The sequence below is a fragment of the Enhydrobacter aerosaccus genome, assembly GCF_900167455.1.
Classification (GTDB): domain Bacteria; phylum Pseudomonadota; class Alphaproteobacteria; order Reyranellales; family Reyranellaceae; genus Reyranella; species Reyranella aerosaccus.
Genome location: NZ_FUWJ01000002.1, coordinates 831885 through 844454 on the forward strand (window position 1 = coordinate 831885; position 12570 = coordinate 844454).

The 12570-nt window shown below is 64.6% G+C and carries 10 protein-coding genes; 3 read left to right on the forward strand and 7 right to left on the reverse strand.

The features are described from left to right. Window positions 1-58: 58 nt before the first annotated feature. From B5D62_RS13210 to B5D62_RS13240, 7 genes are all read right to left on the reverse strand, one after another. A complete protein-coding gene (locus tag B5D62_RS13210; RefSeq protein WP_085934310.1) occupies window positions 59-913 on the reverse strand; it encodes an ABC transporter substrate-binding protein in 855 nt (284 codons plus the stop codon). Between the two features lie 115 nt (window positions 914-1028). Then, window positions 1029-2192 (reverse strand): LLM class flavin-dependent oxidoreductase, encoded by a 1164-nt coding sequence (locus tag B5D62_RS13215; RefSeq protein WP_170920919.1) that lies wholly within the window; start codon window positions 2190-2192, stop codon window positions 1029-1031. Window position 2193: 1 nt separating this feature from the next. After that, window positions 2194-2985 (reverse strand): SDR family NAD(P)-dependent oxidoreductase, encoded by a 792-nt coding sequence (locus B5D62_RS13220; RefSeq protein WP_085934312.1) that lies wholly within the window; start codon window positions 2983-2985, stop codon window positions 2194-2196. A 30-nt stretch (window positions 2986-3015) separates the two neighbouring features. After that, complete coding sequence (locus B5D62_RS13225; RefSeq protein ID WP_085934313.1) at window positions 3016-4467, reverse strand: amidase; 1452 nt, start codon at window positions 4465-4467, stop codon at window positions 3016-3018. A gap of 352 nt (window positions 4468-4819) precedes the next feature. Beyond that, window positions 4820-5284, reverse strand: coding sequence for a hypothetical protein (locus tag B5D62_RS13230; protein ID WP_085934314.1), 465 nt, complete (start codon window positions 5282-5284; stop codon window positions 4820-4822). Between the two features lie 69 nt (window positions 5285-5353). Beyond that, window positions 5354-7390 (reverse strand): response regulator, encoded by a 2037-nt coding sequence (locus tag B5D62_RS13235; protein WP_218191050.1) that lies wholly within the window; start codon window positions 7388-7390, stop codon window positions 5354-5356. 275 nt (window positions 7391-7665) lie between these two features. Continuing rightward, entirely contained in the window at window positions 7666-8631 is a 966-nt protein-coding gene (locus B5D62_RS13240; RefSeq protein ID WP_085934316.1) for an OmpA family protein, read from the reverse strand. A 458-nt stretch (window positions 8632-9089) separates the two neighbouring features. Between B5D62_RS13240 and B5D62_RS13245 the strand changes: the two genes are divergently transcribed. The 3 genes from B5D62_RS13245 (at window position 9090) to pgsA (ending at window position 12566) form a co-directional block, all read left to right on the forward strand. Beyond that, window positions 9090-9815, forward strand: a complete 726-nt coding sequence (locus tag B5D62_RS13245; protein WP_085934317.1) for a PhoH family protein — start codon at window positions 9090-9092, stop codon at window positions 9813-9815. Between the two features lie 235 nt (window positions 9816-10050). Then, window positions 10051-11937 carry an excinuclease ABC subunit UvrC gene (uvrC, locus tag B5D62_RS13250; protein ID WP_231714797.1) on the forward strand — a complete coding sequence of 629 codons (1887 nt, stop codon included), beginning with the start codon at window positions 10051-10053 and terminating at the stop codon, window positions 11935-11937. A gap of 59 nt (window positions 11938-11996) precedes the next feature. Then, window positions 11997-12566 carry a CDP-diacylglycerol--glycerol-3-phosphate 3-phosphatidyltransferase gene (gene pgsA, locus B5D62_RS13255; protein ID WP_085934318.1) on the forward strand — a complete coding sequence of 190 codons (570 nt, stop codon included), beginning with the start codon at window positions 11997-11999 and terminating at the stop codon, window positions 12564-12566. Window positions 12567-12570: the final 4 nt, after the last annotated feature.

Below are 12570 nucleotides of genomic sequence, written 5' to 3' on the forward strand. Positions count from 1 at the left end.
TTTGCCCATGCACCGTCGCCGCCGGACGCGGTCTCGATGGGCGCCTCTCGCTCTGGTGCTAAGCCGGCCCGGGGCCGCTGATGGCGAAGGCCGGAGCGTCGATCTTCAGCACCCCGTACTGGTCGAGGAGCTTGTCGTAGAAGCCATCCTTCTTCAGCTCGTTCAGCGCGCCGACCACGGCCTCCGCCAGCACCTTGTTGGCGAAGGCGAAGCAGGCGGTTTGCGGAAAGACACCGCTGATGGCGCGCGTGAAGTCGCCACGCTGCTGCATGAACATGGCCGTGGCGTCGATCGACGTGGCGGCGTCCGACTGGCCGGCGCGCAGGGCCTGGAAGGCCTCGCCGAAATTGTTGAACGTCATCACCGTCACGGGCTTCAGCCCCTTCTTGGCGACGATGTCGGCCACTTCACGGGTGCGCTTCTCCTCGATACCGCCGAGCTCGACCGAGATCTTGCGACCCGCCAGGTCCTCGATGGTCTTGAATCCGAGCGGATTGCCCTTGGCGGCGAGGAAGCTGATGGCGGCCTGTTCGTAGGGCACCATGTACATCAGCTTCGACCGCTCCTCGGTGAAGAAGATTCCGGTGTTGATCATGTCCCAGCGCTTGGCGGCGAGGCCGGGAATCATGGTGGCGAATTCGGTCCGCACATATTCCGGCGTCAGGCCCAGCCGCTTGGCGCATTCGTTGGCGAGCTCGACGCGCATGCCCCGCAGCTGGCCCTTGTCGTCGACATACTGCAGCGGCGGCAGCGTCGGGTTGATGGACATCACGAGCGTGCCGGCCTTGATGATGTTGGGCGGCGCGATCTTCGCCTCGGCCTTCGCGCCAACCGGGACGCCCGCGAGCGCGGCAACTCCCGCCCCCGCCTTCAGAAACCCTCGACGTCCGATACCGTTGGCGATCCCTTGCATACCCAGTCCCCTTTCGCGACCCTGGGCAAGCAATTCCGATGCCGAATCGGGCGCGATCGGCCCGCGCGACGATACAGGCTACTATACGGGCCTCGATAAGGGCCTCGCGCACGGACTAATGGAAGCGCGACATCACGTCGGTCCAGAAGCGGTCGATCGACTTCATCAGCAGATCGTGCGGTACCAGACTGTTGTAGGTGTAGCAGAAGACCCAATCGACCGGCTGGCGCCGCTGCTGGGTTTCCATGGCGCGCAGCACGGTGTCGACCGTGCCGACGAAAGCATAGCCCTGGGCAATGATCTGCTCTGCCGTCGGAAACTCGCCGGTTTTCGGATCCTGCATCCCTTTGCGGAAGCCGAAGGGCTCGAACCAGGCGCGCCCGGAGAATTGGCCGGAGTCGCGCCAGAGCGCCATCGCCTGCTCGTCGGTGTCGGCGATGATGACGTCACGCAGCACGCCGACGCCCTGCCCTTTCGGCTTGCCGGAGACTTCCGAATAGACGCTGTAGAGCTTGTCTTCATGAAACGGATGCATCGGCGGCAGGATCGGCGTGATGCCCTCCCTGGCGCAGAAGCGGACTGTGTTCTCGGAGCTGGCGAAGGGCTGGAACAGCGGCGGGTGCGGTTTCTGCAGCGGCTTCGGCACCACACCCACCGCCTTGAGGATACCGTTCTCGACGCCCTTGCCCCACTTCTCCGTCGTGTCGAGCGTCCACGGTGTCGGGCCTGCGGGGATCTTCCAGAACTTGCCGTCGAAGGTCAGCATCTCCTCCGTCCAGCATTTCTTGACGATGCGGAAGTTCTCCTCGAAGGCGAGCCGATTGGCGTTGTCGATCTCGTCGTGCTGGTTGGGCAGCGCGCCATGGATGCCGTGGGTCTGCTGCGCCATGACATCGACCCAACGTCGCTGATAGCCGCGCGCGAAACCCGCGCAGGCGCGGCCGTTCGTCATGTGGTCGAGCATGGCGATGTCCTCGGCCACGCGGATCGGATTGGATGCCGGCAGGACGATACCGAGCTGGCCGACGCGGATGCGCTTGGTCTGCATCGCGAAGTAGAGATCGAGCAGCACCGGGTTGTTGGAGAGCTCGAAGCCTTCGATGTGGAAATGGTGTTCGGTGAAGCTCACCGAATCGTAGCCCAGCTCATCGCCGAGGCGGATCTGCTCCGACAGCTCCTTCAGCATGCGTTGATACAGGTCGGGCCGCATGCCGGCCATGCCGGCTTCGATCTCGGCGCGGCTGCCGATGCTGGGCAGGTAGAAAAGCGATGCCTTCATCTCATTTCCCCTTCTTCGCAAGCGGTGTGGCGGCGATGCCGGGAACATGATTGAGGATGGAACGCGTCAGCCCGCCATCTACGATCAAGGCCTGGCCGGTGATGTAACTGGCAGCGGGACTCAGCAGGAAGGCGATGGCGTCTGCGATATCGGCCGGTGACGCGACGCGGCCCAGCGGCACCAGCTTCGCCCGGCCGCGCGCCAGTTTGCGCTGGCGATAGATGGCGTCCGTCATGGAGGTATGGACGAAGCCCGGGCAGACCGAGTTGGCGCGAATGCCGTCGGAAGCCCATTCCATTGCCAGCATCTGCGTCAGCATGATCAGGGCGGCCTTCGCCGGACTGTAGGCGCCGGTCGGCAGCTGCGGCATCACGCCCGCCATCGACGCCAGCATCACCACCGCTCCCTTGCTCCGGCGCAGATGCGGATAGGCGGCCTTGGCCAGCAGCCAGTTGGCGCGAAGATCGACATCGAAGACCTTGTTCCAGGTCGCGAGATCGAGGTCGGCGAGCTTGGCCGGCGCCGTGATGCCGGCATTGCCCACGATGGCATCGATGCCGCCCATGGCCTTGACGCCCGCCGCGATGACCTGCGCCGGCGCGTTGGGTTTCGCCATGTCGGTCCTGAGCGTGCGCACGACGCAGCCCGAGCTGCGCAGTGATCCTGCCAGTGCCTCGAGCTCGTCGAGATAGGCGATGTCGCACAGGGTGAAAGCCTTGGCGCCGCTCTCGGCAAGCTTGAGCGCCGTCGCGCGACCGATGCCTCGGCTCGCGCCCGTGATCACAACCCGCATCGTTTCCTCCCGGCCCTTAAGGCCGCGTTCTTATGGGGAGGATGGTGGCACGGTTCCCGGCTTGGGGTCGATGGGCAGGAGCTTGTGCAGGCCCACCACGCTTTCGTACAGCGAAGCGGCCTGCAGCAGAGCCGCCTCGCCGCGCGGCTTGCCGACGAGCTGGAGCCCGACCGGCCGGCCATGGCTGTCGAAGCCGCAGGGCACGGCGATGGCCGGGCTGCCGGTGACGGTGATGGCCGAATTGAGCGTCGAGCCGGCCATGTAGTTTTCGAGCTTCTTGCCCGCGATCGTGGCCGGCGCCCGCAGATTGACATCGAAGGCGGCCGTCGGCGCTCCCGGCGTCACGAGCAGATCGTAGGTCCGAAAGAACTCGACCATGCGACGGTACAATGCTGCACGTTCGCGCTCGGCCCAGGCCAGCCGACTCGCCGTCTGCTTGAGACCGATCTCGGTGTTCCAGATGATGTCGGGCTTGATCTTGTCGCGATGCGCCTGGAGCTGAAGCTCGCGATCGACGACGAATTGCTGGCTCCGCAGGGCCATGAACACTTCGTCCACCGGACCGAAATCAGGCGACGCTTCCTCGACGATGCAGCCCATCTCCTCGAAGCGCCGCGCCATGCGCGTGCAGATCTCGCGAATTTCACTGTCGAGCTCGAACTTGGCGTTGAAGTCCGCGGTGAAGGCCACGCGTCGCGGCGCCACGGGACTGGCAACGGCGGCACTGAACGACCGCGCCGGCGCATCGAAGGTCATCGCATCCTCGGGACAGAAGCCGGCCATGGTGTCGAGGAACAGCGCAAGATCGGCCACGGTGCGTGCCATCGGTCCCTGCACGGACTGTGGCGACCAGAGATTGTTCGAGGTGCCGCGCGTCACGCGGCCCGGCGACGGCCGCAGGCCCACAACCGAGCAATAGGTCCCGGGCCGGCGCAGCGAGCCGCCGTGATCGGAGCCGTGGGCCAGCCACACTTCGCCGGTCGCCACCGAGACGGCGCCGCCGCCGGTCGACCCACCGCAGGTCAGCGACGTGTTCCAGGGATTGCGCGTGCGCCCGAACACCTCGTTGAAGGTGCTGCCGCCGGCGCCGAATTCGGGCGTGTTGGATTTCGCCACGACGATGCCGCCCTTGCGCTCGATGCGTTCGACAAGCGGATGCGACCGGGTCGGGACATGGTTGGCGAACAGGGGCGAGCCGTAGGTCGTCCTCACCCCTGCGACATCGGTGAGATCCTTGATCGAGACGGGAAGCCCGGCCAGCCAGCCCGCCTCTCCCTCCGCCTCGTTGGCCTCGCCCGTCATCAGGCGCTTGGCATGGGCACGCGCCCGATCGAGGCAGAGCGTCGGCAAGGCATTGACCGACGGTTCCACCTGCGCAATTCGCGTGGCCGACGCATCGATCAGGTCCAGCGGCGAGATTTCCCGCTTCTTCAGCCGGGACACCGCTTCGACCGCCGTCATCTTCCAGAGTTCGCTGCTCATACCCCAATCCTTCCGATCGCAAACTTGACGATTGCGGCGCCGATCTTGCCATCTTTCGGCGCTCGCCTGTGACCAAGCCGAGATCAAATTATCGCGGCGCGGAGCGATGCCCGAGACGCCGACAATTCGGGGCGAAGCGCGACCGGCTCCAGGCTCGAAGGGCGCAACGATTGCGGCGAGCTGACGTTGAATGACCAGCAGGCGCTGATTGCTCCTGTAGCCCTTTCCTGACGAAGGGCTTGGGCCCGTCCCGTCGCTCCCCCGCGGGACGGGCTTTCCATGTCCGGCGATGCCCACGGAGCGACTGCGCCGGGTATCGACTGCAATTGCCCGAGTCGGCTGGGCACCATGCTCACGGCGGAAGGAACGAAAAGCGCTCCTCGATCAAGCAGCCACGCGATTCCCGGCACGCGGGCAGGTTATCGGGATCGGTGCGCGGCGGGCGTCGTTTGCAGGCCAGCCAATTATCGCTGCCCCTGGTCATCTGACTGTAGGCAAGGGCTCGTTCGCGCGGGCCTTGGTCCTTCGAGGTAAAGATTTCCTTCGTGAGGTAGGCCCACAGCCGACGGTCCATGATCTGGGCACGGCCGAGTTCGTCCGCAGCCGTGACGCACTCCTTACGCTTGGATCCCGCACAGTCGATCTTGAGGAAGTCGTTGAGGTCGCGCAGCCGCGCTTCGGACACGCCGGTACAATAGCTGGCAAGCCGCTGCTGCTCGGTGAGGAATCCGACTCCCTGTGCGAGAGACGCGCCCCGGTCCCACAGCGCAAGCATCGTCACCATCACGGCGACACCGCGCACCGCTCCCTGCCCCATCGAACCGTTGTCTCCGTTTTCCCCAACGGGCGAAACGTGGCCGGCCGACGCCCCGTTGTAAAGATGCCGTCAGGCCATCCGCAGTCGGTCGATGGCCGACTTCAGGTCCTTCCCCGTGTAGGGTTTACGAACCAGGACAACGAACGGGTCAGCGGCGAAGCGGCGCGGCAGGCTGCCCGAATCGGGGCTAGTGAAGACGACAGGCAGGTGGGCATTCAGGGCCCGCAACTCGCTCAGCAGCGCATCGCCGCCGCGGCCGGGCGGGCTGATGTCGATGATCGCCAAGGCGATATCGTCTGCCATCAGACGAACCTTGCTGATCGCTTCGGCAGCGGATCCGGCAACCTCGACGCGATAACCGAGTTCCTTGACCTGCTCGGCCACTGCCATTTGCCTCATCGCATCGTCCTCCACGAGCAGCACCCGTGGCGGCGCGCTTGCCTCGTCAAGCATGTCGCCGAGCTTGCGGGCCAGATCGGAAAAAGTGAATGGCTTGGTCAGAAGCGAAACGCCAGGATCGAGGCGCCCTTCGTGCACGATCGCATTGCGCGCATAGCCCGTCGTGAACAGTACCTTGAGGTCGGGTCGGATGCTGCGGGCATGATCGGCGAGCTGGCGTCCGTTCATGCCGCCCGGCAGCCCGACATCCGTGAACATGAGGCGGATTTCAGGATGGCCATGAAGCAGTTGCAGTCCCGCCGCCGCCGTCGCTGCCTCCAGGACGTCATATCCCAGTTCGCGCAGGATGCCAGTGGAGTGGGCGCGCACATCCTCGTCGTCCTCCACCACCAGGATCGTTTCGCCATTTCGGCTGCGCGGCGTGTGATGGACCTGCTCGGGTTCGACGAGAACATCCTGCTCGGCCATCAGGCGCGGCAGATAGAGCTTCACCGTGGTGCCATATCCCTCCTCGCTATAGAGCTTCACATGCCCGCCCGACTGCTTGACGAAGCCGTACACCTGGCTGAGGCCGAGGCCGGTGCCCTGTCCGATATCCTTCGTGGTGTAGAACGGCTCGAAGGCGCGCGCCTGGACCTCGCGCGACATGCCGACGCCGGTATCGCTGATGGCCAGCACCACGTACTGCCCTGGCACCACCTCGGTCTGCGCTCTCGCATAGGCTTCGTCGAGATGCGCGTTCGCCGTCTCGATCGTGAGCTTGCCACCTCCCGGCATGGCGTCGCGCGCGTTCACCGCCAGGTTCAGGATGCTGACCTCGAGCTGATTGGGATCGACGAGCACGGGCCATAGACCGCCTGCCAGCACCGTCTCGATCGCGACCTGCTCGCCCAATGTCCGCCGCAGGAGTTCCGACATGCCGGCCACCAGCCGTCCGACATTGACCGGCTTGGGATCGAGCGGCTGTCGTCGGGAGAAGGCCAGGAGCCGCTGCGTCAGGGACGCGGCGCGCTCGGCACCGCGCATGGCATGGTCGATCGAGCGCCCGAGCCGCTCGTGATCGAGCGGCGTGGTGCCCAGTGTGCGGCGGATGGATTCGAGATTGCCGATGATGACGGTCAGCAGGTTGTTGAAGTCGTGCGCCACCCCGCCCGTGAGCTGGCCGATGCCTTCCATCTTCTGCGCCTGCGCCAACTGCTCCTGGGTGCGCTGGAGGGCCTCTTGCGCCCGGTGACGTTCGGTTACGTCCCGGGTGATCTTGGCGAACCCCAGCAGTTCGCCCTTGTCGTCCCGGATCGGATTGATCACGACGTTCGCCCAGAACGTAGTGCCGTCCTTGCGCACCCGCAGACCCTCGGCCTCGAACTTGCCTTCGCGGATGGCCGTCTGCAGCGCGCGCGCCGGCACGCCCGCGGCGCGATCCTCCGGCGTATAGAAGCGCTCGAAGTGACGGCCGATGATCTCCGACGCCGCGTAGCCCTTGATGCGTTGGGCACCCGTGTTCCAGTTGGTGACGATGCCGTTCGGGTCGAGCATGAAGAGAGCGTAGTCGACGACTCCCTCGACGAAATGCTGCAGGCGGCTTTCGATCCGCAGCCGTTCGGCAGCTTCCTGCACGAGGCTGGCATTTGCGGCCGCCAACTCGGTGGCACGCTCTTCGATCCTGCCTTGAATCGATTCGAGGATGAGGACGACTGTCTTCCGCAAATCCTCCGGCCACTTTTCCGGGGGTCCCAGCGGCGTCGACGACCAGTCGCGGCCTGATAGGATGTCGGACCATTCAGGCGTCTCTTGGAACGACGAGTTCACCCGGGGCGGCCTCCGCTCATCCACTCTACGAAGAAATTCCAACGTCGGCGGGATGCCGAAGTTGCGGATCCAGCCTTTCCGCGCGGCCACGCCGACCGAGATCTGATCGAGGCGGTGACAAAAAATAACGGCCGGGACGGGCCCGGCCGTTCATGAGTTCCAGGGACAGATTATTATTGTACGACGATTTCCACTCGGCGGTTCTGCGGCTCGCGCACGCCGTCCGGAGTCGGGACCAGCGGTTGGCTCTCGCCCCTGCCGACGACCGAGATCGCCGTGGCCGGCACGCCGTCACGCACCAGGGCGTCCTTGACCGCGTTGGCACGACGCAGCGACAGCGCCATGTTGTAGCTCTCCGGACCCGACGTATCGGTGTGGCCGGTCGCCGTAATGCGCGCATTGCCCTTGGTCTTGTAAGCGTCCGCCGCTTGCTGGATCGTCGCCAGCGCCTGCTGGGACAGGTTGGCGCGATCCCAGTCGAAGAACACCATGAAGGACGGTGCGGACGGTGCGGCCGCGGGCGGCGGCGGCGCGACCTGTTCAGGCTGGCCGAACTTGTAGCTTACGCCCAACAGCAGCGAGATGTTGTTGTTGTTGAACGTGTTGGGGTTGGTCGTGCCGTAGTAGCGGCCTTCCAGGTCGATGCGGATATTGGGCGTCGCCTTGAAACCGATACCGATCATGCCCTGGTAGGCGAACTGCGTATTGCACATGGTGCAGCCCGCAGAGACCGATGGGTCGAGGAAGGCAATGCCCAAGCCAGCGCCGATATACGGTGTGACGATGGCCCCGGGCAGGAAGTCGTACAGCGCATTGGCCATCACCGAGAGATCGTTGATCTGGCCGTTCACCCAAGCAGTGCCCCCTGGAAACAGGACATAACCCGATGATTGGTTGTTGCGGTAAATGCTCTCGAGTTCGAGACGCGGACCGACGAAGTCGTAACCGACCTTGCCGCCCACGGCATATCCTGTCTGCGACTGGTAGCTTCCGCTGGTCAGCAGCCAGTTAAGGCCACCTTCCGCGCCGATGTAGAAGCCGGGATTCGTCGGTCCCGGCGTGAACCAGTCGGATTGCGCGTTGGCTGCCGCCAACGGCAGGGCGATGAGGGCGGCCGCGCCCAGCAGTGCGTTCTTCATTCGGAACCTTCCTCCTCAGCTGGCATAGGTGACGTCACTGCAACGACACGATGAGAACGCACGTTGCCCAAAATGGCGGTCCAAGGCCGCTTTGGCGCCATAGCTGTGGCAGCCCAGCAACAGTTTGAGGCTCCAGGGCCGTTAGCCGGGCCGGCCCGGTACAGTTGCGTACGGCATGGACGCTTTACCTAGTGTGAAATTTCGGCGAAGGCGCATAAATCTGGTGGCCGGACCGCCACATTCGCGATACGCTTTTTCCCGGTAGCTAAGGGAGGTGCTTATCCGTTCGAGGACCTTGTGCCCCGACGGAACACAGATCACCGGTGGAACATCCACCGTGTGCCCTGTCGGCTCTACCCTTCGCCCTGCTGCCGATTGCCTTCGCCCCCGCTCGCGGGGGCGTTTTGCTGTTCGGGCACTCGGCTCCACTCTCCAGCCTCTGACCTCGGAGTTTGAATATGGCCAAACGCGCCGCCCGCCGTGCGAAGCTTCATGCCGTCGATAGCGCCCGTATTCACAATCTCGTCTTCGACCACGCCCCGGCCAATGACCGAGATCAGAGCTACATCCGCAAGATCCGCCCGCGCAGCGAGAACCAACGCCTCCTGATGGAGGCGATCGACTCCAAGCCACTGACCATCGCCGTCGGACCCGCCGGCACGGGCAAGACCTATCTCGCCATATCCGCCGCCGTCGAAGCGCTGGAAGCCGGGACCGTCTCGCGGATCATCCTGTCGCGGCCGGCCGTGGAAGCCGGCGAAAACCTTGGCTTCCTGCCGGGCGACATGCGCGAGAAGCTGGATCCGTATCTGCGTCCCTTGTGGGACGCGCTGAACGATCGCCTTGGCGCCAAGCGCCTGCGACAGAACCTCGACGATGGCACCATCGAGATCGCGCCCGTCGCCTTCATGCGCGGGCGCACGCTCAACAACAGCTTCGTCCTCATCGACGAGGCGCAGAACTGCACCTACGGCCAGATCAAGATGCTGCTGACCCGGCTTGGCTGGCATTCGACCATGGTCATGACCGGCGATCCGGACCAGACCGACCTGCTGCCCGAACTTTCCGGGCTGAGCGCCATCGCGCAGCGCCTGGAAGGATTGGACGATGTCGCCGTGGTTCGCCTGCTCGACAGCGACGTAGTTCGCCATCCGCTGGTGGGCCGGATGCTCTCGGTGCTCTAGAAATCACCAATTTTACCCACAGAACGAAGCGCCTCAGCCAATCGGATCAAACCGGGAACATTTGTCCTGTCCAGCGTCGACAAGGGGCAGGATCGAAGGAAATACGCAAAGTCTGACAATGCGTTAGCTCAGGGTGGCAAGCCGTTGCCACCCTGACTACATTGAGTCAATACGGTGACGCCGATGTAACAGCGGACAGCCGTCTGGCTTTTTCACAGACTTCCCCACACCCCTCGTGAACGACGAAATCGATACCGAGCAGCTTCCCAGCGAAGGCTCGCTTGCCGACGGCATCCGGGTGATCGCCGAGTTCGTGCATACGCTGCCGCGCAAGCCTGGCGTCTACCGCATGATCAGCGCCGACGGAGAGGTCCTCTATGTCGGCAAGGCGCGGTCGCTGCGCAGCCGGGTTGCCGCCTATACCCAGCCGACGCGCCTCGCGACCCGCCTCATCCGGATGGTGTCGGCAACGCGAACCATGGAGTTCGCCGTCACCGACAGCGAAGCAGAAGCGCTGCTGCTCGAGAACAACCTCATCAAGCGCTTCCGCCCGCGCTTCAACGTGCTGCTGCGGGACGACAAGTCGTTCCCCTACATCGTCATCCGCCGCGACACCGAATGGCCGCAGCTCGCCAAGCACCGCGGCAACCGCGATCCGGCCAACGAGTATTTCGGCCCGTTCGCATCGGCCACCGCCGTCAACCGCACGCTCTACGCGCTGCAACGCGCCTTTCCCTTGCGCTCCTGTTCGGATGGCGTGTTTTCGACGCGCACCCGGCCGTGCCTGCAGTATCAGATCAAGCGCTGCACGGCCCCGTGCGTCGGCCGCATCGGCAAGACCGACTATGACGCGATCGTCGACGAGGTGCGCGACTTCCTCGGTGGCAAGAACCGTGAGGTGCAACAGGCGCTGTCGCAGCGCATGGAGCAGGCTTCGGCCAATCTCGAATTCGAGCAGGCGGCCGTCCTGCGCGATCGCATCAAGGCGCTGGCGCATATCCAGTCGCATCAATCGATCAGCCTGCATTCGATCGACGAGGCCGATATCTTCGCGGCCCATGCCGAGGGCGGCCAGGTCTGCGTACAGGTCTTCTTCCTGCGCGCGGGACAGAATCTCGGCAACCGCGCCTACTTCCCGAGCCATGCCAGGGAACTCGACGAGGCGGCCGTGCTGTCGGCCTTCATCGGGCAGTTCTACGAGTCGCGATCCGCGCCGAAGCTCGTGTTGACCAGCCATGAGGTCGCGGAAGCGGAACTGTTGCAGAGCGCCCTGTCGCTGTCGGCCGGACACAAGGTCGAGATCCGCAATCCCAAGCGCGGAGATCAGAAGGACGCCCTCGACCAGGCTGTCACCAACGCCCGCGAGGCGCTGGCCCGTCGGATGGCCGAACGTGGCACGCAGCGGCAGCTGCTGGAGGGCGTGGCGCGCGTGTTCGGCCTGGATGCGCCGCCCGAACGGATAGAGGTCTACGACAACAGCCACATCCAGGGCGCGGCCCCGATCGGTGCCATGATCGTCGCCGGAGCGGATGGCTTCATCAAGAATTCATACCGCAAGTTCAACATCAAGTCGGAGGGGGCGGCCGGCGACGACTTTGCGATGATGCGCGAAGTCATGAGCCGTCGTTTCGGCCGAGCCTTGAAGGAAAATCCCGAACGCGACGAGGAGCATTGGCCCGATCTGGTGCTGATCGATGGCGGCCAGGGCCAGCTCGAGGTGACGCGTCAGGTGCTGACCGAACTCGGACTGGAAGACATCGCGATCGTCGGCATTGCCAAAGGACCGGATCGCGACGCGGGTCGCGAACGCTTCTTCGTGCCCGGCCGTCCGCCCTTCTCGCTCGAACATCGCGACCCCGTGCTCTACTTCCTGCAACGGCTGCGCGACGAAGCGCATCGATTCGCCATCGGAACTCATCGCACGCGCCGTGCAGCAGATATCACCCGCTCCGCTCTCGACGAAGTGCCGGGCATCGGCGCCGGCCGCAAGCGCGCCCTCCTGCATCATTTCGGCAGCGCCCGCGCCGTCGCCGTCGCGACGCTCGAGGACATCAAGTCGGTACCGGGAATCTCCGATGCCCTCGCCCGGAAGATCCACGATCATTTCCGCGGCAGCCATTAGCTTTGTTCGGGCCTTGAGTCGTGACAATCACTTAGGCCGCGCCGTATGGTCCGCCAGACATGTTGAATACCGCCAACCTTCTCACCCTGTCGCGCATCGTGGCGATACCGTTGGTCGTCATCGCCATGTGGCTCGACCGGCCCTGGTCGCCCTGGGTGTCGGTCTTCCTGTTCGCGGCGGCGGCGATCACCGACTGGTTCGACGGTTACTTCGCGCGGCGCTACCACCAGATTTCGCGCCTGGGACGCTTCCTCGATCCGATCGCCGACAAATTGCTGGTCGCGGCGGTATTGGTCATGCTGGTGCATCGCGGTCCCTTGCAGGGCGTCCATGTCTTCGCCGCGCTCATCATCCTGGCGCGCGAGATCCTGGTCTCCGGCCTACGCGAATTCCTCGCCGAGCTGCGTGTCGGCTTGCCCGTCAGCCAACTCGCCAAGTGGAAGACCACGGTACAGATGGCAGCGATCGCCTTCCTCCTGGTTGGCGATGCGGCGGCGCCGATCATCACCACCGTTGGCCTGTGGCTGATCTGGATCGCCGCTGGCCTGACCCTGATTACCGGCTACGACTATCTGCGTACCGGTCTGCGGCACATGGCGGAGGATGCATCGACGAGCAGCGCGGAATAGGACA